The organism is Uliginosibacterium sediminicola, assembly GCF_039631295.1.
Taxonomy (GTDB): Bacteria; Pseudomonadota; Gammaproteobacteria; order Burkholderiales; family Rhodocyclaceae; genus Viridibacterium; species Viridibacterium sediminicola.
Map to the genome: position 1 here is coordinate 88,039 of NZ_JBDIVE010000010.1, position 17,602 is coordinate 105,640.

Annotated in this window: 24 protein-coding genes; 20 read left to right on the forward strand and 4 right to left on the reverse strand. The window is 63.0% G+C overall.

Translation table 11 applies throughout. From position 1 onward, the window contains the following. Positions 1-79 precede the first annotated feature (79 nt). From ABDB84_RS16350 to ABDB84_RS16360, 3 genes are read left to right on the forward strand one after another with little or no spacing between them, the layout of a single operon-like run. On the forward strand, positions 80-1,426 hold the full coding sequence (locus tag ABDB84_RS16350) for a (Fe-S)-binding protein (protein WP_345920831.1): 1,347 nt from the start codon (positions 80-82) through the stop codon (positions 1,424-1,426). Beyond that, the gene (locus tag ABDB84_RS16355; RefSeq protein WP_345920832.1) at positions 1,423-1,983 is read left to right on the forward strand and encodes a GNAT family N-acetyltransferase; all 561 of its coding nucleotides are present in this window, start codon (positions 1,423-1,425) and stop codon (positions 1,981-1,983) included. The genes ABDB84_RS16350 and ABDB84_RS16355 overlap by 4 nt, the downstream gene beginning before the upstream one ends. Further along, the gene (locus ABDB84_RS16360) at positions 1,980-2,576 is read left to right on the forward strand and encodes a DUF938 domain-containing protein (protein WP_345920833.1); all 597 of its coding nucleotides are present in this window, start codon (positions 1,980-1,982) and stop codon (positions 2,574-2,576) included. Before ABDB84_RS16355 ends, ABDB84_RS16360 begins: the two co-directional genes overlap by 4 nt. Here ABDB84_RS16360 and trxA read toward each other — a convergent pair whose 3' ends face one another. Beyond that, positions 2,577-2,960 (reverse strand): thioredoxin, encoded by a 384-nt coding sequence (gene trxA / locus ABDB84_RS16365; protein WP_345920834.1) that lies wholly within the window; start codon positions 2,958-2,960, stop codon positions 2,577-2,579. Positions 2,961-3,068: 108 nt separating this feature from the next. Here trxA and ABDB84_RS16370 point away from each other — a divergent pair, with 108 nt between their 5' ends. Then, entirely contained in the window at positions 3,069-3,434 is a 366-nt protein-coding gene (locus ABDB84_RS16370) for a hypothetical protein (RefSeq protein ID WP_345920835.1), read from the forward strand. Positions 3,435-3,452: 18 nt separating this feature from the next. Here the strand turns inward: ABDB84_RS16370 and ABDB84_RS16375 are convergent, their stop codons facing one another. Continuing rightward, positions 3,453-3,695, reverse strand: a complete 243-nt coding sequence (locus tag ABDB84_RS16375; protein ID WP_345920836.1) for a hypothetical protein — start codon at positions 3,693-3,695, stop codon at positions 3,453-3,455. A gap of 188 nt (positions 3,696-3,883) precedes the next feature. On the opposite strand from ABDB84_RS16375, the gene ABDB84_RS16380 reads away from it, so the two are divergent. Further along, positions 3,884-4,399 (forward strand): hypothetical protein, encoded by a 516-nt coding sequence (locus ABDB84_RS16380; RefSeq protein WP_345920837.1) that lies wholly within the window; start codon positions 3,884-3,886, stop codon positions 4,397-4,399. Positions 4,400-4,477: 78 nt separating this feature from the next. On the opposite strand, the gene ABDB84_RS16385 is transcribed toward ABDB84_RS16380, so the two are convergent. Both ABDB84_RS16385 and ABDB84_RS16390 read right to left on the reverse strand, forming a co-directional pair. After that, on the reverse strand, positions 4,478-4,906 hold the full coding sequence (locus tag ABDB84_RS16385; protein ID WP_345920838.1) for an Ohr family peroxiredoxin: 429 nt from the start codon (positions 4,904-4,906) through the stop codon (positions 4,478-4,480). A 46-nt stretch (positions 4,907-4,952) separates the two neighbouring features. Then, a complete protein-coding gene (locus tag ABDB84_RS16390) occupies positions 4,953-6,482 on the reverse strand; it encodes a protein adenylyltransferase SelO (protein WP_345920839.1) in 1,530 nt (509 codons plus the stop codon). A gap of 283 nt (positions 6,483-6,765) precedes the next feature. Between ABDB84_RS16390 and ABDB84_RS16395 the strand changes: the two genes are divergently transcribed. The 15 genes from ABDB84_RS16395 to ABDB84_RS16465 all read left to right on the forward strand — a co-directional run bounded on the left by ABDB84_RS16395 (position 6,766) and on the right by ABDB84_RS16465 (position 17,572). Next, entirely contained in the window at positions 6,766-8,370 is a 1,605-nt protein-coding gene (locus ABDB84_RS16395) for a flavin monoamine oxidase family protein (protein ID WP_345920840.1), read from the forward strand. Positions 8,371-8,664: 294 nt separating this feature from the next. Then, complete coding sequence (nifB, locus tag ABDB84_RS16400; RefSeq protein WP_345920841.1) at positions 8,665-10,242, forward strand: nitrogenase cofactor biosynthesis protein NifB; 1,578 nt, start codon at positions 8,665-8,667, stop codon at positions 10,240-10,242. Positions 10,243-10,278: 36 nt separating this feature from the next. Beyond that, positions 10,279-10,479 carry a YfhL family 4Fe-4S dicluster ferredoxin gene (locus ABDB84_RS16405; RefSeq protein ID WP_345920842.1) on the forward strand — a complete coding sequence of 67 codons (201 nt, stop codon included), beginning with the start codon at positions 10,279-10,281 and terminating at the stop codon, positions 10,477-10,479. A gap of 58 nt (positions 10,480-10,537) precedes the next feature. Beyond that, the gene (locus ABDB84_RS16410; protein WP_345920843.1) at positions 10,538-10,939 is read left to right on the forward strand and encodes a HesB/IscA family protein; all 402 of its coding nucleotides are present in this window, start codon (positions 10,538-10,540) and stop codon (positions 10,937-10,939) included. 34 nt (positions 10,940-10,973) lie between these two features. Beyond that, a complete protein-coding gene (locus tag ABDB84_RS16415) occupies positions 10,974-11,558 on the forward strand; it encodes a hypothetical protein (RefSeq protein ID WP_345920844.1) in 585 nt (194 codons plus the stop codon). Further along, positions 11,555-12,391 (forward strand): 4Fe4S-binding leucine-rich repeat protein, encoded by an 837-nt coding sequence (locus tag ABDB84_RS16420; protein ID WP_345920845.1) that lies wholly within the window; start codon positions 11,555-11,557, stop codon positions 12,389-12,391. Before ABDB84_RS16415 ends, ABDB84_RS16420 begins: the two co-directional genes overlap by 4 nt. Further along, positions 12,384-12,815 carry a nitrogen fixation protein NifZ gene (locus ABDB84_RS16425; RefSeq protein ID WP_345920846.1) on the forward strand — a complete coding sequence of 144 codons (432 nt, stop codon included), beginning with the start codon at positions 12,384-12,386 and terminating at the stop codon, positions 12,813-12,815. Before ABDB84_RS16420 ends, ABDB84_RS16425 begins: the two co-directional genes overlap by 8 nt. Further along, positions 12,808-13,053, forward strand: coding sequence for a nitrogen fixation protein NifZ (locus ABDB84_RS16430; protein WP_345920847.1), 246 nt, complete (start codon positions 12,808-12,810; stop codon positions 13,051-13,053). Before ABDB84_RS16425 ends, ABDB84_RS16430 begins: the two co-directional genes overlap by 8 nt. Before the next feature lie 16 nt (positions 13,054-13,069). Continuing rightward, positions 13,070-13,432: a DUF3024 domain-containing protein gene (locus tag ABDB84_RS16435; protein WP_345920951.1), complete on the forward strand. Its 363-nt coding sequence runs from the start codon at positions 13,070-13,072 to the stop codon at positions 13,430-13,432. After that, positions 13,429-14,610, forward strand: coding sequence for a cysteine desulfurase family protein (locus tag ABDB84_RS16440; RefSeq protein ID WP_345920848.1), 1,182 nt, complete (start codon positions 13,429-13,431; stop codon positions 14,608-14,610). Before ABDB84_RS16435 ends, ABDB84_RS16440 begins: the two co-directional genes overlap by 4 nt. A 25-nt stretch (positions 14,611-14,635) precedes the next feature. Then, positions 14,636-14,851, forward strand: a complete 216-nt coding sequence (gene nifT / locus ABDB84_RS16445; RefSeq protein ID WP_345920849.1) for a putative nitrogen fixation protein NifT — start codon at positions 14,636-14,638, stop codon at positions 14,849-14,851. A 1-nt stretch (position 14,852) separates the two neighbouring features. Further along, the gene (locus ABDB84_RS16450; protein WP_345920850.1) at positions 14,853-15,116 is read left to right on the forward strand and encodes a hypothetical protein; all 264 of its coding nucleotides are present in this window, start codon (positions 14,853-14,855) and stop codon (positions 15,114-15,116) included. A 129-nt stretch (positions 15,117-15,245) separates the two neighbouring features. Further along, the gene (locus tag ABDB84_RS16455) at positions 15,246-16,403 is read left to right on the forward strand and encodes a DegT/DnrJ/EryC1/StrS family aminotransferase (RefSeq protein ID WP_345920851.1); all 1,158 of its coding nucleotides are present in this window, start codon (positions 15,246-15,248) and stop codon (positions 16,401-16,403) included. 22 nt (positions 16,404-16,425) lie between these two features. Beyond that, positions 16,426-17,253 carry an SIR2 family NAD-dependent protein deacylase gene (locus ABDB84_RS16460; RefSeq protein ID WP_345920852.1) on the forward strand — a complete coding sequence of 276 codons (828 nt, stop codon included), beginning with the start codon at positions 16,426-16,428 and terminating at the stop codon, positions 17,251-17,253. Positions 17,254-17,275: 22 nt separating this feature from the next. After that, complete coding sequence (locus tag ABDB84_RS16465) at positions 17,276-17,572, forward strand: 2Fe-2S iron-sulfur cluster-binding protein (protein WP_345920853.1); 297 nt, start codon at positions 17,276-17,278, stop codon at positions 17,570-17,572. The last annotated feature ends 30 nt before the right edge of the window (positions 17,573-17,602 follow it).

Below are 17,602 nucleotides of genomic sequence, written 5' to 3' on the forward strand. Positions count from 1 at the left end.
CAAGCCTTGCCTGACAAGGCTTTAGCGCATTTGGCATCAGTCTTGCGCCAGCCTGCTTTTCCTCCCAGGAACGTGCAGCGTGAAACTACGGCTTGATTGGTCGGCTTACGATGGCTACGGCGCGGGTGACGCCTACGCGGCACTGCCAGCGAGTGGTGAGGGCTTTGGCAAGGCGGCTGCGGTGTGCATTGGCAATCGGCAATGCCAGCGCGATGAAAAAGGCGTGATGTGCCCCAGCTATCGCGTCACCCACGACGTGCAGCACTCCACCCAGCATCGCGCCGCGCAGCTCAAGGCCGCACTCAATGGTGAGCTCGGCGAGCAGCCTTTCCTGAGTCCTCAACTCGAAGCTGCGATGGCGCTCTGCGTCGGCTGCAAGGGCTGCAAGCGCGAATGTCCCAATGGCACCGACATGGCCTTGCTGCGTGCCGAGACACGGGCGCAAAAGTGGCAGGCGGGCGCCGCTGTGCCGCTGCGCGAGCGCCTGCTGGCGAGTGTGCCGGACTGGCTGCCGCGTTTGCATCTTGTCGCCGCTTTGATGCGTTTGCGCGCGCGCTGGCCGGCCCTGGCGCGCCTGATGCAGGGCCTGACCGGCATCGCCGCCCAGCGCTCGCTGCCGCTGCCCGCGCCGCGCAGTTTTCTGGACAGCGTGGCGGGCGAGGTGTTCGGGCCAGCCGAGGGGCGCCCGGTCGCCTTGTTCGTCGACAGCTTTTCCAATTATCTTGATCCGGCCAATGCGCAGGCCGCACTGGAGCTGCTGGTCGCAGCCGGCTACCGCGTGCATCTGCTGTGCGCGGCGGCGGGTGAGCGCGCGCTGTGCTGTGGCCGCACCTGGTTCTCGGCGGGCTTGATTGATGCTGCTCGCGAGGAGGCGCAGCGCATGGTGGAGGCGATCTGGCCCTGCGTCGAGCAGGGCATGCCGGTGATTGGTCTGGAGCCTTCTTGCCTGTTGATGCTGCGCGACGAGTACCATAGCCTGGGTCTGGGTGAGCGTATCGACAAGATCAGCAAGGTGGCGTTGCTGCTCGAAGAGTTTCTGGCGCGCGAGCATGAGGGTAAGCGCCTGACTCTGAGCTTTGCTGTGCCGCCGGATACGCGTGTGGTGGTGCATGGGCACTGCCACCAGAAAGCCTTTGGCGCGATGAAAGCGATGCGCAAGGTATTGAGCTGGGTGAATGGTTTGCAAGTGGAATTCATTGAATCGAGTTGCTGCGGCATGGCCGGCGGCTTTGGCTTTGAGGCGGAACACTTTGCTGTGTCGATGCGCATGGCGGAGCTGTCTTTGCTGCCCGCCTTGCGTGCCGAGCCGGCGAGCACGCGCATCATTGCCAATGGCATGAGCTGCCGCCACCAGATTCTTGACGGCGTGCAGCGTGACAGCGTGCATTTGGCGCGTCTGCTGCGCGAGGCCATGGTCTGCGCATGAGCTGGCCGCCCCAGCGCATTGCAACGCCGCGCCTGTATCTGCGCCCCTTGCTGCCCTACGATGCCGAGCCGCTGTTCAGCGGCCTCTGTGCAGATGCCGAGGTGACGCGCTACCTCGGCTGGCGCACCCACAGCATGCTGGCGCAGACCCGCGAGCTGATCAGTTACGAGACGCATCGCTGGACGCGCGGTGCCGCCTGGACCTGGGTCCTGTGTCAGGCCGAGGGCAGCGAGCAGGGCAATGCGCTGGGGCTGATCCAGTTGTTGCCGCAGAGCGAGTTCTGTCTGCGCCTGGGTTTTCTGTTGCGGCGTGCAAGCTGGGGGCAAGGCCTGATGCAGGAGGCGGCGACTCCTTTGATCGAGCAGGCGCTGGCGCGGCCGGGCGTGTATCGCATCGAGGCACATTGCGATGTCGATAATGCTGCCTCGGCCCGCGTGCTGGAAAAGCTCGGCATGCAGCTGGAGGGCCGCTTGCAGCGCGTGATCCTGCACCCGAACATCGCCGCTTCGCCACGCGACGCCTGGCTCTACGCACGCACGCGCGAGGTCGCCACATGATGCCCGGCTTGCCTGATGCGCCCGCCTGTGCGCGCAATCGCGAGGTGATTCTTGCTGTCTTGCGCGAGCATCTGCCGGAGCGCGCACGCGTGCTGGAAATTGCCAGCGGCACCGGCCAGCATGCGGTCTATTTCGCGCAGGCCATGCCGGGCTGGATCTGGCAGTGCTCTGATCTGGCAGGCAATCTGCTGGGCATTGCGGCCTGGTTGGCGCACGCGCAGCTGCCCAATACGCCAGCGCCCTGGATCCTGGATGTCACGGCGCCCTGGCCGGCGGGCCGCTTCGATGCGGTGTTCTCGGCCAACAGCTTGCACATCATGCCCTGGTCGGCCGTCGAGTGCTTGTTCGCGGCCCTGCCGCAGGTGCTGGCGCCGGCAGCGCGCCTGCTGATCTATGGCCCCTTCAATTACGGCGGCGCCTTCAGCAGCGCCAGCAATGCCGCGTTCGATGCCTCGCTCAAGGCGCGCGATGCAGCGCAGGGCATCCGCGACTTCGAGGCGGTCGAGGCGCTGGCGAGCGCAGCCGGTCTGCGCTTGCTGGAAGACCGCGCGATGCCGGCCAATAACCGTTGTCTGGTGTGGGTGCGGCGCTGATCAGCCCGGAGCGTCCGGGTCGCCTTCTTCCTGGGCGAGGATGTCGGCGCGCACTTCGTCCATGTCGAGTGCGCGGATCTGCGTGATCAGCTGCTCGAACGGCCCGGCAGGCATGGCGCCGGATTCGCGATAGACCATGATCTTGTCGCGGATCACCATCAGCGTCGGGATCGAGCGAATGCCAAAGGCATTGGCGAGGCTCTGCTCGGCGTCGGTATCGATCTTGCCGAAGACAATGTCGGTATGGCGCTCGGAGGCGGCTTCGAACACCGGGGCAAAGTTCTTGCATGGGCCGCACCAGCTGGCCCAGAAGTCGAGGATCACGATGGGATTGCTCTCCAGTGTCTCGTTGAAGTTTGCTTCGGTGATTACGGTGCTTGCCATCGGCTTCTCCCACATGAGGGAATTGAAAAGGAACCTGCGTGCGCGCATCATGCCGCCAGCAGTATCTTGCCCGCACTCGGGCGAGTCGTCTATCAGAACGAGGACGCTGTGCACAACATTTACGCTGCCGGCCTGCTGGCCAATTTCTTCGAGTCGGGCTGGGCGATCCAGGTCCTGATCGGCGACATGGATCGCGCGCAATACTTCGCCTCGCGGCTGACCCGCGCGGAAATCAAACGTCATCTACGCATCATGGTCGACATGGCCGTTGCGCTGCCCGAGGAGGTCAGCGCGCAGATGCCGCTGGTGAACTGGCAGGCCTGGCGCGAGCTGGATGCGGCCTTGCCCTGTCTGTCACGTGCGCAGAAAGACGTGGTGTGGTTCACGCTCGAAACCCTGGTGCCGGTGACCGGCTACCATCTGCGCCAGTACAAGGCCAAACTGCCGGAGCTGTTCAGCTTCAGCCTGGCCTGAGCGCCGGCAGGCTCGTGCTTACCACTCGTTCTTCATGCCCCAGGGCATCGAGCCGGCGACCAGTTCGGCCTTGATGCCTTTCTTTTCGAGATCGTCGAGCGATTTATAGAAGGTCGCCTCGTGCATCAGGGTACCCTTCTCGGTGTACAGCGCGACGTACTTGGCGACGGGGTCGACATCAACGACGAATCCGCCGCCCGCATCTTCGGTGCGTCGTGCTTTGCCGTTCCAGTCAATGAAGAAGCCGGGGATGACAGCCATGGTGATCTCCTGTTGAAGGGTGATGGGTTCGCAACTTGCTTTGCAAGAATGGAACCAGTTGTGTCGAACAAGGCTGGGCGCGGCTTGCGGCGGATTTTGTCGATCGCAGCGGGCGTCTTGTCGTGGCGACTGTCGCAATTCCTTCAATGTCGTGTCGCAGCTGCGGCCGACGCACCACGAGGTAGACCATGAATACACTTGCCACCCGCCTTGCCAGTGTGCAGGTCGTCGAAACACCGCTGGGTATCACGCTGTTCGGTTTCGATGACGATGAAGCCTGTGTCATGTCACGCCAGGGTCTGGAAGACGATGCCGTTGGCAGCCTGCACGCCACGGTCGAAGCGGCGCTCAATGGCGAGCTGGCGTGCAACACCAGCGCTGCCGAATCTGCCGCGCTCTATGATTTGCTCACCGCAGGCGAGGAGGGCTGGGAGGTGATCGTCGAGCACGATGGCGACCAGTTCTTCGCCTACGAAGAGGACATGGGTCGCGTCGCATTGCGCATTCTCGGCGGCGGCTATGTGCTGGGCCTGCTGCACCTGAAAGCCGAAGGCAACTGGTTCGAGCACGCTGGCGAGGGCAGCATCTGGCAATACGTGTTCCGCAGCCCGATCGAGGCGGAAGCCGCGCTCGACGAACTCGGCCAGGACTGCGAGATTCACTCCGTCGCCGATCTACTGGCGCGAGGCTGTGTGTTGGTTTAGTCGCGAGTGGGGAGTTCGGCTTTCGCGCCTGCAGGTGTTGGCGCTTCTGTCCGCCGGCCTCCCCACGCATTCAAAGAATCATTGCGGCGCTTCCAGTACGGCTACTGCCTTGACCGTGACATTGGTCTTGGTCGCGTCGGTGTAGGGGCAGACTTTCAGCGCGCGCTCGACCAGCGAGTCGGCAGTGGCCTGGTCGATGCCGTGCATGATCGCCGCGAAGGACAGCGAGAAGCGATAAGCCTCTTCGAAGTTCTTGTAGAGCGAGATTTCCGCTTCGACCATACAGCCCTTCACCGGCAGGCGTTCGCTGCGGATGATGTGGCGCACGGAGTTTTCGAAGCAGGCGGCATAGGCAGCAGCGAACAATTGCTCGGGATTGACGCCCGGCTTGGTGCCGCCCATTTCGGCCGGCTGCGCCAGATCGACTTTCAGCAAACCGTCTTCGCTTTGCACGCGTCCGTTGCGGCCGCCCTGGCTGAAAACGCGTGTCTTGTAGATGAGATCCATGGTGCTTTCCTTCTGGCTGTGGCGATGATCGGTGAGTGCAGCGTCCTCAGCTGGAACAGCTGATGGACAAGCCGGCGGCCCAGTCTGGCGGCAACGCGGCGAGGTCATCAAACTCGGCTTGTTCGTCGAAGGGGCGCTGCAGGCAAGCCAGCACCCGCGCCACTTCGCTGAAATCGCCGGCCTGCGCCTTGCGGATCGCCGCCTCGGCGATCCAGTTGCGCAGGATGTATTTGGGATTGCAGGCGCGCATGGCAGCCTGCCGCCTTGCATCGTCTCGCCCTTCGCGGGCCAGACGCGCGCGCCAGGAGAGCAGCCAGGCATCGCCCTCGTCACGGTCGATGAATTGGTCGCGCAGCGGCGCATCGCAGTGCGCGCGCGATTCGCGCGAGGGATTGCCCGGCAGCGCGCTGAGCGCACGGAAGAACTGGGTGTGATCGAGATGCTGGCGCTGCATCAAGCCGTAGGTTTCGCCGAGAAAATCGGCATCACCCGCCTCGACACCCGCGAAGCCGAGCTTGGCGGTGGCCAGGGCGAGGAACTTGCGGTCGTAGTGTTCGACATAGCTGCGGTCGACAATCTCGCGGATCTTGTCCGGATGACCGATCAAGGATTGCAGCGCATCGCCTAGCGCGTAAAGATTCCAGTGGCCGATGCGTGGCTGCATGCGGAAGGCATAGCGCCCGCTGTGGTCGGAGTGATTGCAGATATGGCTGGCGTTATAGGCTTCCATGAAACCGAAGGGGCCGTAGTCGAGCGTGAGGCCCAGAATGCTCATATTGTCGGTGTTCATCACGCCGTGCATGAAGCCGACGGCCTGCCAGTGCGCGATCAGCTCTGCGGTGCGGGCGGCCACATCGGCCAGCAGTGCGGCATACGGTTCTGGCGTTTCGCGCAGCTGCGGCCGGAATTCGTCGATGATGTAGTCGGCCAGTGTGCGCAGCTCGGCCTCGCGATCCAGAGCAGACCAATGTTCGAAGGAGCCGAAGCGCACAAAGCTCGGCGCCATGCGTGTCACCACCGCGGCCGTCTCGACCGTCTCCCGAATCACTGGCTCGGGCGAGCCGATCACGCACAGCGCGCGCGTTGTCGGAATGCCCAGCGCATGCATGGCTTCGGAACAGAGGAATTCGCGGATCGACGAACGCAGCACCGCACGTCCGTCCGAAAAGCGCGAATAAGGTGTTGGCCCGGCGCCCTTCAGTTGCAGCTCGACCATGCCATCCGCTGTGCGCACGCCGCCGAGCAGGTGCGCGCGCCCGTCGCCAAGCTGGCCTGACCAGCTGCCGAACTGATGCCCGGAATACACCGCCGCCAGCGGCTCGCTGCCCGTGAGCAGGCGGTTGCCGGCAAAGACTTCGGCAAACTCGGCACGCAAACCTTCCTCAGCGGCCAGACCGATGGACGCCGCCGCATTGGCGCTGAAGCCGACCAGGCTTACGGCAGGCAGCGGGCGCGGCGCCAGGCGCGTGTAGAAGGCAGCAGGCAGTTGCGCGAAACGATTGTCGAAGCACAGCGTTTCGAGCGCGCCAAGGGGCGCGCGGGCGGGCGAGGGAGCGGCGGGGAGGCGGGCATTCATGGCGCGGGATTCATTTCTTGCCGTGTTGCTGCAAGGCGTAGCAAGAATCGCGCAGAAGCTTGTCTGCAAAGGCTCTGCCGGCTTTATGGCAGCGCGCTGCGCGGGGCGCCTGATGGCGCTGTACGGATTGCGACAAAGTCGACGTGGGAGGCTGTCCGCCGCGCTCGTCGAGCAGGTGCGAAGCCTTGTCGCACGCGGCTTGGCGCTTGATCGATGAGCCGTGGAACGATGTTTGCTGCACAGCTGCGAAAAGGCATCAGCAATCAACAGAGAGGAATGCGTCATGCTCGATACGCTCGTCGTCGGCGCAGGGCTGTGCGGGCTCAGTCTCGCCAGCAAGCTGCAGTTTGCAGGTCGCGATTACCTCCTGGTCGAGGCGCGCACGCGCCTGGGAGGCCGCATCGAAACCTTTCGTAGTGCATCCGGTCAGGCGCTGGATCTGGGGCCTGGCTGGTTCTGGCCCGAGACGCAGCCGCGCATCACGCGTCTGCTCTCCGACCTGGGTTTGAGCAGCTTCGCGCAGCACGACAGCGGGACCAATTTGCACCTTGCGAGTGGTGACGGCAGCCCCGAGGCCCTGCAGCAGCGCGGCGTGCACAATGGCGCGCAACGCGTGACGGGAGGCATGCGCACCCTGGTTGATGCGCTGGCACAGCGTCTGGCTGTAGAGCGGATGCGGATGGGATACGAGCTGACGCGCCTGGTCGATCACGGTGACTTCATCGAAGCGCATTGCTGGACCGGCGCCGAGACCGTGGTGCTGTCGGCGCGCCATGTGGTGCTGGCGATGCCGCCACGGCTGGTCGATGAGCGCATTGCCTTTGTGCCGGCGCTCGCTGCCGGCCTGACTGAAACGCTGCGCGCGACGCCGACCTGGATGTCGGCCCAGGCCAAGGCGCTGGCGGCGTTTGACAGCGCGTTCTGGCGTGACGCCGGCTTGTCCGGCAATGCCTTCGTCACCCATGCGCAGGCAGTGCTGGGCGAGATCTTCGATGCCTCACCGGTGGCGGGTGAGGGCGGCGCGTTGGGTGGCTTTTTCTGTCTGCCGCCCTCGGTGCGCAAAGCCTACAAAGCCGTGTTGCCGATGATGGCAAGCAGCCAGTTCGCCCAGCTATATGGCCCGGCGGCGGCAGATGATGCCGAGCTGCATTTGCGTGACTGGGCCGATGAAGGCTTTACCTGCAGTGCGCTTGATGCGGCCGGCCGCAACGAGCATCCCGAGGATGCTGTCGCGGCCCTGGCTGAGCCCTATTGGGACGGCAAGCTGCATCTGGCGGGCAGCGAGACAGCGAGCCTGGGCGCGGGCTATCTCGAAGGCGCGCTGGATGCGGCAGCCCGCGTCTGGCAACAACTGGCGGGTGAGCGGCCGCTGGGCGACAAGGTGCTGACGATCATGCATACGAGCAATAACGAGCAATGCCTGAATCAATTTGCAACCTGGGTGGCGGCGCAGCGTGAGGCGGCGATTGCCGCTTACAAGCAGGGCCTGACGCGTGCGCTGTCGACCCAGCAATACGAGCAGATCACCCAGCGCGTGGTCATCGACGTGGTCGAGAAACTCTACGCGACTGCGCTGCAGCAGCTCGCCGGCTTGCCCTTCGAGACGCGCGAGGTGGCTGTTGAAAAAGGCCGCTCGGCGCTGACGCCTGCGCTGCTGCAGAGCTTTGTCGGCTTCAGCGATGCCTTGCTGACGGCGGCGGTGACGCACAACGCCACCTCCTGTGCGATCTCCAATTTCCCGGCTGAGCACGACCCCGATGCCGAGTATCTGCAAGGCATACGCCGTGATCTGGCGGCGGCCTGGCGCGAGTTTGCATTGGCGGTCAATGAACGCATGTTGTCTGACACGGCGTTCTCTGCGCCGGCTTTGAAGACAGCCCTGAGCTGAACGATTTCCGTAAGTGAGTGCGGATGGCGATCCTGCGCAAGCGGATCGCCATTTTTTTGATCTGGATCAGGCAAAGATCAGATTTTCCGGCTCGCCATTGTCGGATTTGTGGCGGAAGTGCAGTGCGTCATTGTTTGTGTGGATTGTCGCAAGCGTAGGTTTTATGCCTTCCGGAAAAGATCCTGGAAAGACTCGCAAGTTAATGAAAAATATAAGAAAACAGATTTGGCACGGAACTCGCTAATTACCTTGCGCCAGCCCCCGCAGAGCCCCAAGAAGATCAAGGAGTACGTCATGCAAAGTGCAACAGCGAGCTACGTCAGCATTGCCGATCTGAAATCCAGTCACAACGCGCTGGCCACCCCCATCGAAACGCCGGCGCCGGGTGGCGGCTGTGGCACACATGGCGGTGAAGGCAAGGCAAGTTGCGGTTCCTCGGGTGGTCCCGATGATATGCCGCAAGAAATCTGGGACAAGGTCAAGAACCACCCCTGTTACTCCGAGGAGGCTCACCACCACTATGCACGCATGCATGTGGCGGTGGCGCCGGCCTGCAACATCCAGTGCAATTACTGCAATCGCAAGTACGACTGCTCCAATGAATCGCGCCCCGGTGTCGTGTCGCAAAAGCTCACGCCCGAACAAGCGGTGAAGAAGGTCGTCGCGGTCGCCAGCGAAATCCCGCAAATGACGGTGCTCGGCATCGCCGGCCCCGGCGATTCGCTGGCCAGCCCGACCAAGACCTTCGCGACCTTCAAGATGCTGCAAGAGCAGGCTCCGGACATCAAGCTGTGCTTGTCGACCAATGGTCTGGCGCTGCCCGAACTGGTCGATGAAATCTGCAAGTACAACATCGACCACGTGACCATCACCATCAACATGGTGGACCCGGCGGTGGGCGAGAAGATCTATCCGTGGATCTTCTGGAACCACAAGCGTGTCACCGGCTACGAAGCCGCTAAGATCCTGCACGAACAGCAGATGAAGGGTCTGGAAATGCTCACCGCACGCGGTGTGCTGACCAAGATCAACTCGGTGCTGATCCCCGGCATCAATGACGAACACATGATCGAGGTGAACAAGGCGGTCAAGGCACGTGGTGCATTCCTGCACAACATCATGCCGCTGATCTCCGAGCCCGAGCATGGCACCTACTTCGGCCTCAACGGCCAGCGTGGCCCGACCGCGCAAGAGCTCAAGGCTGTGCAGGACGCCTGCATGGGCGGCGCCAACCTGATGCGTCACTGCCGTCAATGCCGCGCAGATGCCGTCGGCCTGCTCGGTGAAGATCGCAGCAAGGAATTCACGCTCGACAAGATCGAAGAGATGGAAGTGGTCTACGACCTTGACCGTCGCCGCAGCTACCAGGACAAGGTCGAAGCCGAACGTCAGGCGCAGCACGATGCCAAGGTCGAAGCCCTGGCCTCGCAAGCGAAGATTGAGCTCGACGAAAACATCAAGGTGCTGGTTGCCGTGGCCACCAAGGGTGGCGGCCGCGTCAATGAACACTTCGGCCACGTCACCGAATTCCAGATCTTTGAAGTGTCGTCTAAGGAAGCGCTGTTCGTCGGTCACCGTCGGGTCGACCAGTACTGTCAGGGCGGCTTTGGCGACGATGAGCAACTGCCCTCGGTGGTGCGCGCGATCAATGACTGCCATGCCGTACTGGTAGCCAAGATCGGTGCCTGCCCGAAGGACGAACTCAAATCGGCGGGCATCGAACCGATCGATGGCTATGTCGATGAGTTCATCGAGAAGGCAGCGCTGTCCTGGTTTGCCGACTATGCATCACGCATCGCCAGCGGTGAAATCGTCCATGTGGCCCGCGGCGACGCTGCCATCCGTCAAGGTGCCTACACTGCCGCGGCCTGAGCCGCGGCGGTTTTTTCCTGATCCGAGGAGAACATCATGTCCCTGACCATTGTTGCCGATCTCTGTACGGGCTGCTCGGCTTGCGAACCCGAGTGCCCCAACGACGCCATCAGCGAAAAGAAGAACATTTTCGTGATCGACCCTGAGCTCTGTACCGAGTGCGAAGGCCACTACGACGATCCGCAGTGTCTGGCGGTCTGTCCGGTGGATGACTGCATCGTCCCGCTCGCTGCCTGATCCTCGTCGCAATCAAGACGAGGGCGGGCAGGGAGATACCACCCACACCGAGGAAATCATGACCAACCTTACGCTTACCGCTGCTGCAAACAAATTCATCTCGCGCATGGTGCGCTTCTCCGGCCAGCCCGAAGGCGCCGGCTTCCGCCTGCAGGTGAGCGCAGGTGGCTGCTCCGGCTTCAACTCCGAGTTCACGGTTGAAGCCGCACCGCTGCCCGGCGATTCCGTGGTCGAGGTCAGCGGTGTGAAGCTGTTCCTCACTGCCGAATCGCGTCTGCTGCTCGAAGGCGTGACGATTGATTTCACCGAAACGCCGACCAAGAGCGGGCTGAGCTTCATCAACCCGAACCAGGCGCCCTGCGCCTGCAGCAGCAGCGGCCCGTCCGATTCGCACGGCCACTCGCATGCCGCACCGCCAGCCGTTGCGACCGTGTCGATCGACGCCTTGCGCCGTCACTGATTCACCGCCAAGCCAGAGCAGAGAGAGGCATGTCATGTCAGCCAGCCGTTCAGTCGAGCACGATGTCAGTGCTGTTGCAGATTTCGACACGGCCGTGCTGGGCGGCGGGCTGCCTGCCGCTGCAGAAGCGCTGATCAAGCAGGCCGGTCTGATCCGCCAGCAGGTGCCCGAAGCGCTGGCCCTGCTGGAGCAGGCGTGTCGAGTGGCGCCGGGGCATCCGGCCACGCTGATTGCGCTCTACCGCTTCCATTTCTATGGCAATCGCCTGGCCGAGGCACGCGAAGTCGCCGTGCGTGCGCTGGACATGGCGCTCGCCGCGCTCAGCTTGCCAGCGCGCTGGCAGGACGTCGCGCCGGACCCGCGCTTCACTGTGCTGGAGCCGTTGCCGCGCTTCCTGCTCTTTACCCTCAAGGGCTATGCCTACCTGAGCCTGCGCCTGGGTGAGCTGGATCTTGGCCGCGCCGCGATTGCCAAGCTCGATGAGCTGGACCCCAGGGATGAAGTCGGCTATCGCGTGCTGCACACCGTGCTGGCACGCATGGGGCGCGATGACATTGGCTATGAAGATTGTCCGGACATCGCCCAGGCGGCACCCGTGATGGCAGAGGCCGCATCATGATGCTCGGCAGCGCGTCCGCCGAGCAGGACATCCCCCTCGTCGACTGGCTGGGGAATGATCTCGACTGCGAAAGCTGTCCGACGCGCAGTGAGACCGTACGCTGCGAGCTGGGCCATGCCTGCGTGCAGGACCGATATGCCAAACGCGTGGATCGCTTCTTCAAGTGGAATCCACACCTGGGCAACGATTACCTCAGCCACGATTACTTCGAAGTGCGTGCGATTGCCTGCCGCCATGCGGATGTATTCCGCCTGCAGCATCTGATCCACGACGAGGATGAAACGGTGCGTCTGTCGGTCGCGGTGCGCCTGCCGCTCGCGCAGACCGCACGCCTGCGCAACGACCCGCACCGCGAAGTGCGCATCCGTGTCGCCATGCGCCTTGAAGGCAGCGAGCTGCTGGCGATGAAGGATGACGAGGACTACTACGTGCGCAAGCTGGTGGCGCGACGCGTCCCCGAGAGCATGTTGTCGCGCGTGATGCACGACAAGGAATGGGAAGTGCGCATGGAAGTGGCCAAGCGCTTGTCGATGCCCTTGTTGCTGAACATGGCTGATGACAGCGAGGTAGCGGTGCGCCGTCTCGTCGCCCAGCGCTTGCCCGTGGCTTTGCTGCCACGCATGGCCGACGATCCTTCCTGGGAAGTGCGCTGGGAGCTTGTTCAGCGCGCCGATCAGGCCCTGGCCAGCCAGATGGCGGAGCGCGATGCCGAGGAGGAGGTCCGCCTCGCCGCGCAGCAACGCCTCGAACAATTGAACAGCGAAAGCCATGCGTTGCAGGACAGCGACGCACAGACCCACCAACACGCAGAGCAGGGAGTCGATCATGGGTGACATCAGTCGTGACAGCGATACCGTCGAACTCACCGCACCGCCGCAGTTCAAGTATGGCGAGCGCGTGGTCACGCGCTACACCATCCGCAACGACGGCACCTATTGCGGCAAGGACATCGGCGAAGTGCTGGCGCGCAAGGGCGACATCGGCTTCGTCACCTCGATTGGTTCCTTCCTGCAGCAGTACTACATCTACGCAGTCGAGTTCCTCGATACCGGCAATCGCGTCGGCATGCGCGGCCGTGAGCTGGTCTCGCTCGACCAGTTGCCGGATCACGTGATCGAGGCGCTGGGGCCAGAAAAGCTCGCCCAGCTGGCGACCATCAAGCTGGGCAACAAGGTGGGCGAGAGCGCGCCGCCGATTATCGACAGCAATGTGGGGATCAGCGGGCAACGTGTCGAAGAGGGAGAAAACCATGTTTGAGATGCGCACACCGAAGTATCAGTGGGGTCAGCGCGTGGCCGCGCAGATCGACCTGTTCAACGACGGCAGCTATCCGGAAATGCCTGAGGATGCGCTGCTGGTCGCGCTGGGCACGCCGGGCGAGATCGTGCAGATCGGTCACCACGAGGAGGCCAATCTGCCGATCTACATGGTCGAGTTCAGCACCGAGCGGCCCTGCGTGGTCGGGGTGATGGAAGAGGAAATCGCGCCGCTCTGAGCGCGCCTTGATCGACATGAACGCCATGCGCACGCTCAGCCAGCTTCCTACGCAAACAGCCGTGCTCGTTGGTGAGCTGGAGCTGACGCGTCGCCGCATCAGGCGGGCGCTGAAAAAGCGCGAGCGCTATCGCTACGTCGAACCCGAGGTGCTGATCGTCGACGGCGCCCTGCAGATCGCCAGCCCGTGCTGCTCGCGCAATGTCGATCCGGCCGGCGGCGTCATCGACATCGCGCGCATTGAAAAGCTCGGTGCGATCTGGTCGCTCTATTCACGCGAGCACGAAGCCGGGCAATGGTTGCTGCACGACGAATACGCCGATCTGGATGTACTGCTGCAGGTGCTGTGTGCAGACCCGGCACGGGTGTTCTGGCCATGAGCAGCGAGGGAGAAAAAGCGATGATCTATCTCGATAACAATGCCACCACACGCCCGCTGCCCGATGTCGTCGCAGCGATGAGCGAAGCGATGCAGCTGTGCTGGGGCAACCCCTCGTCCAAACACGCACTGGGGCAGGACGCCAAGCGCGTGCTCGCTGCGGCGCGTGCCGATGTCGCCGCCCTGCTGGGCGCGCAGCCGGTGGAAATCGTGTTCACCAGCGGCGCTACCGAGTCCAATCACCACGTTCTGCACGGTGCCTTGCATCGCCCGGCAATGCCGCGTCGCATCATCCTCTCGGCCATCGAGCACTCGGGCTACATGAAGAGTGCGCTGCGCCTGCGGCAGGAAGGTGTCGAGGTGGTTCTGGTGCCGGTCGACGCGGCTGGCCGCATCGATCTCGATGCCTTGCGTGAATCCTTGCAGCAGGACGCTGCGCTGATCTCGGTGATGGCGGCCAATAATGAAACCGGCGTGCTGCAGCCGATTCCTGAAATCGCTGCGATGGCGCGCGAGCGCGGCATTCCGGTGCACGTCGACGCGACCCAGATGGTCGGCAAGCTGCCGATCAGCTTTGCCGAGTGGGGCGTTGATCTGCTGTCGCTGTCGGCCCACAAATTCCATGGGCCCAAAGGCGTGGGCGCTTTGCTGATCCGCAAGGGCCTCAGCTGGCCGACCTTGATGAGCGGGCAGCAGGAGCGCGCGCGCCGCGGCGGTACCGAAAACCTGCCGGGCATTGTCGGCATGGCGGCAGCGGCCCGCCATGCGCGCAGCTGCCTGGCCGACGAGGCGTTGCGCGAGACCGCCTTGCGCGAATCGCTGGAAGCCAGCCTGCTCGACCAGGTACCTGGCGTGACGATTTACGGGCAGGACGCCGAGCGCCTGCCCAATACCGTGTGCCTGAGCATTGCAGGTTTTTCCAGCGACAAGATTCTCGACCGGCTTGAGCGCAAGGGCATCTGCGCCTCCTCCGGCGCGGCCTGTTCGTCCGGTGGTTCCGACCCCTCGCATGTCCTGCTCGCCATGGGCGTGCCGGGCAGCGTCGCGCTCGGTGCCATCCGCCTGTCTCTCGGACTTGATACGCATGCCACCGATATTGCAGCCGTCGTGAATGTGCTGCAGGAACTCTGTCGGCCGGAAGCGCCGTTACAGAACCCTGCCGCCGTGCATGCCAATTGATTTACTCACCGGGAGCCAGCCCAAAATGAAAGTGATGATTCGCAAGGACGGTAAAGGACAGCTGTCGCTGTACGTACCCAAGAAGGACCTCGAAGAGCCCATCGTGTCGATGGAAAACCCCGGCATGTGGGGCGGCATGGTCAAGCTCGGCAATGGCTGGGACATGGCCCTGCCGGCGATGCCCGAGGGCACCAAGCTGCCGATTACGGTGGAAGCCAAGCGTGTGGGTGGAGACGACTGAGATGGCCATCAATGCGGAACAACTCACCCAGGTCGCGCGCATCACCTTGTCAGCGGTGACGCTCAAGGATGCGATCAGCGAAGTGCGTCAGATTCTGCCGGGGATCCGTGCGTCGGCTGTGGATGCATTCGACATGCGTAACGAGACGCCGGTGCTGCGCATCGGTGACCGTGACCTGTTCCTGATGCAGAGCGATGGCCACTGCTGGTCGGTGACGGCAGACCCCGGCAGTGCCGTGGGTCTGGTGCTCACCCAGCGCATGTAAGGAACCCAGCATGGCCAGCAGCTTTCACCCGCAATCACAGCGCGGCGCAATGCGTTGCGGTCTGGCCTGTCCGGTACAGGCATGCAGCGCTGGCCGTGCTGCCATCAGCACAACACAGGCAGGAGCCAGATGATGGACAGCGACTGGATTGCATTGTCGGAAGCCGATGTCGATGAACGTGAGTCGCAGCTGCTGGCGCACGTCCTGCAGTCGGGGCGGCTGTCGAGCGGTCCGATGGTCGAAGCCTTCGAATCGGTGTTCGCCGATTTTCATGAACGCAAGTACGCCATCGCCGTTTCCAGCGGCATGACCGGTAGCTGGCTGGCGCTGCGTGCGCTGGGTATCGGGCCGGGCGATGAGGTGATTGCCAGTGCCTACAGCTGGCACCACATTGCCCACGCCATCGTGCATGTCGGTGCGACGCCGGTGTTTGCCGATATCGATTACTGGTCAGGTTCGATTGCGCCGAAGTCGGTTGAAGAACGCATCACGCCGAAGACCCGCGCGATCATCGCCGCCAACTGCAATGGCCATCCGGCGGCATGGAAGGAGTTGCGTGAGATTGCCACGCGCCACGGCCTGCGCCTGATCGAGGACTCCACCGAAGCCATCGCCTCGCGCTATGGCGAGGACCTGGTCGGCAGCTTTGGCGACATGTCGATCTTCGACCTTTCGCAACCGCTGGCAGTCTCCTGCGGCGAGGGCGGCATGGTGCTCACCGATGATGCCGATCTGGCGTCCGAGCTGCGCTACCTGCGCTCACATTCGCTGGGTGATCGCATGTCGGTGTCGGTCGGTAGCCGGGTGCCGATGCAGGCCTGCATGAGCGATCTGGCTGCTGCGGTCGGCATCGCGCAGATGGAGCGCATTTACGAAATCCTCGCGCGGCGCAAGAAAGTCGAGACCTGGTATCACGAAGTCATGCAGACCTTCGAGGGCATCAAACCGCCCTATATCGCCGATGAGGTGACCGAGGTGCACTGGATGCTCTACGTGGTGCATCTGGGCAAGCGCTTTACTGCCAGCGCGCGCGAAAAGCTGATCGAAGACCTCGACGACGAAGCCATCGAAGTCGCTGCCTATTCGCGCCCCTTGCACCAGCAGTTTCATTACACCCACTACGGCTATCGCAAGGGCGTGGGGGGGCTGTCGAACACCGAGCGGATCGCCGACCGCTCCCTCGCCTTGCCCTTCCATGGCTTCATCGACGAGGACGAAGTGCGTTTCGTCGTCGGCACCTTGAAGGACGCGGCGACCAATGTGGGCGCCGGCGTCCCGATTTATTGAGCCATCCAACAAGGAAAATGTCATGACCCTGCCAGCCGAACTCGAAGCCAGCCTGCGTGCCGGCACCCTCATTCCCTATCTGGGCGCGCATGTACTCTCGCTCGCGCCCGATTATCCCGTTCCCGCTTCGCCGGAGGCGCTGGTGGCCTTGCTGACGGCCAAGGTGACGGTGCCGCACAAGATTCGTAACCGCCTCACCCAGGCTGCGCAGTTCATCGAGAACTTCAAGCACCGCAAGACCCTGGTCGACCAGATGAATGCCGCGTTTGCCGCCGCGCCGGTGCCGGGTGCCTTGCACGCCTGGCTGGCCTCGCTGCATCTGCCGCTGATCGTCGATTCCTGGTATGACGAGGCGATGGCTGCCGCCTTGCAGGCAGAAGGCATCAAGTGGGGTGAGGTGCAGGGTCTGTCGCAGTCCGAACATTTCGGCACCTGGACCGGCTGGTACGACGGCAATGGCAATCCGGTGCCTGACCGTGCGCCCGACTGGCAGACCATCCTCTACAAGCCCATCGGCTGCAGTAGTCCGGCGGCCAATTATCTGGTCTCGGATACCGACTACGTCGAAGTGCTGACCGAAATCGACATCCAGACGCCGATTCCGGCCGAGATCCAGAGCCTGCGCACGGGCAAGAATTTCCTGTTCATCGGCTGTCGTTTCAATGACCAGCTCACGCGTACTTTCGCGCGCCAGATCATGAAGCGCTCCAGCGACAAGCATTGGGCGATCCTGCCCGATGAGCCGACGCGCATGGAAGCGAAGTTCCTCAGCGAGCAATCGATAACCCGCATCGACATGCCTCTTGCCGACTTTGTCGCCGAGATCACGTCAATGTCTCAACCCGCATGAAGCCAGCAAAGGAGATTTGATCATGCCCATCCTCACCCTCGTGCCCTCCGGCATCAAGACTGAAGTTGCACCCGGTACCAACTTGCTTGCAGCGATCCTCGCTGCCGGCGAAAAGCTCGTCAGCAAGTGCGGCGGCGAAGCCAAGTGCGGCGCCTGCCACGTGTATGTCAATGAAGGTCGCAAGAGCTTGTCGAAAGCGACCAAGCCCGAGCACGCCAAGCTCGACGAGATCGTCGGCGTCAGCTCCAAGTCGCGTCTGGCCTGCCAGGCCCAGATGGGCGAAGAGGACGTGACTGTCGAGATCCTCAGCTTCGTATAAACGCAGTGCCATAAATTCAATACCCAACAA

Bases quoted from the DNA above. Each gene is read 5' to 3' on its own strand.
- ABDB84_RS16355 (WP_345920832.1), top strand. From the start codon at position 1,423: ATGAGCTGGCCGCCCCAGCGCATTGCAACGCCGCGCCTGTATCTGCGC.
- ABDB84_RS16360 (WP_345920833.1), top strand. From the start codon at position 1,980: ATGATGCCCGGCTTGCCTGATGCGCCCGCCTGTGCGCGCAATCGCGAG.
- trxA (WP_345920834.1), bottom strand. From the start codon at position 2,960: ATGGCAAGCACCGTAATCACCGAAGCAAACTTCAACGAGACACTGGAG.
- ABDB84_RS16375 (WP_345920836.1), bottom strand. From the start codon at position 3,695: ATGGCTGTCATCCCCGGCTTCTTCATTGACTGGAACGGCAAAGCACGA.
- ABDB84_RS16380 (WP_345920837.1), top strand. From the start codon at position 3,884: ATGAATACACTTGCCACCCGCCTTGCCAGTGTGCAGGTCGTCGAAACA.
- ABDB84_RS16385 (WP_345920838.1), bottom strand. From the start codon at position 4,906: ATGGATCTCATCTACAAGACACGCGTTTTCAGCCAGGGCGGCCGCAAC.
- ABDB84_RS16390 (WP_345920839.1), bottom strand. From the start codon at position 6,482: ATGAATGCCCGCCTCCCCGCCGCTCCCTCGCCCGCCCGCGCGCCCCTT.
- ABDB84_RS16395 (WP_345920840.1), top strand. From the start codon at position 6,766: ATGCTCGATACGCTCGTCGTCGGCGCAGGGCTGTGCGGGCTCAGTCTC.
- nifB (WP_345920841.1), top strand. From the start codon at position 8,665: ATGCAAAGTGCAACAGCGAGCTACGTCAGCATTGCCGATCTGAAATCC.
- ABDB84_RS16405 (WP_345920842.1), top strand. From the start codon at position 10,279: ATGTCCCTGACCATTGTTGCCGATCTCTGTACGGGCTGCTCGGCTTGC.
- ABDB84_RS16410 (WP_345920843.1), top strand. From the start codon at position 10,538: ATGACCAACCTTACGCTTACCGCTGCTGCAAACAAATTCATCTCGCGC.
- ABDB84_RS16415 (WP_345920844.1), top strand. From the start codon at position 10,974: ATGTCAGCCAGCCGTTCAGTCGAGCACGATGTCAGTGCTGTTGCAGAT.
- ABDB84_RS16420 (WP_345920845.1), top strand. From the start codon at position 11,555: ATGATGCTCGGCAGCGCGTCCGCCGAGCAGGACATCCCCCTCGTCGAC.
- ABDB84_RS16425 (WP_345920846.1), top strand. From the start codon at position 12,384: ATGGGTGACATCAGTCGTGACAGCGATACCGTCGAACTCACCGCACCG.
- ABDB84_RS16430 (WP_345920847.1), top strand. From the start codon at position 12,808: ATGTTTGAGATGCGCACACCGAAGTATCAGTGGGGTCAGCGCGTGGCC.
- ABDB84_RS16435 (WP_345920951.1), top strand. From the start codon at position 13,070: ATGAACGCCATGCGCACGCTCAGCCAGCTTCCTACGCAAACAGCCGTG.
- ABDB84_RS16440 (WP_345920848.1), top strand. From the start codon at position 13,429: ATGAGCAGCGAGGGAGAAAAAGCGATGATCTATCTCGATAACAATGCC.
- nifT (WP_345920849.1), top strand. From the start codon at position 14,636: ATGAAAGTGATGATTCGCAAGGACGGTAAAGGACAGCTGTCGCTGTAC.
- ABDB84_RS16450 (WP_345920850.1), top strand. From the start codon at position 14,853: ATGGCCATCAATGCGGAACAACTCACCCAGGTCGCGCGCATCACCTTG.
- ABDB84_RS16455 (WP_345920851.1), top strand. From the start codon at position 15,246: ATGATGGACAGCGACTGGATTGCATTGTCGGAAGCCGATGTCGATGAA.
- ABDB84_RS16460 (WP_345920852.1), top strand. From the start codon at position 16,426: ATGACCCTGCCAGCCGAACTCGAAGCCAGCCTGCGTGCCGGCACCCTC.
- ABDB84_RS16465 (WP_345920853.1), top strand. From the start codon at position 17,276: ATGCCCATCCTCACCCTCGTGCCCTCCGGCATCAAGACTGAAGTTGCA.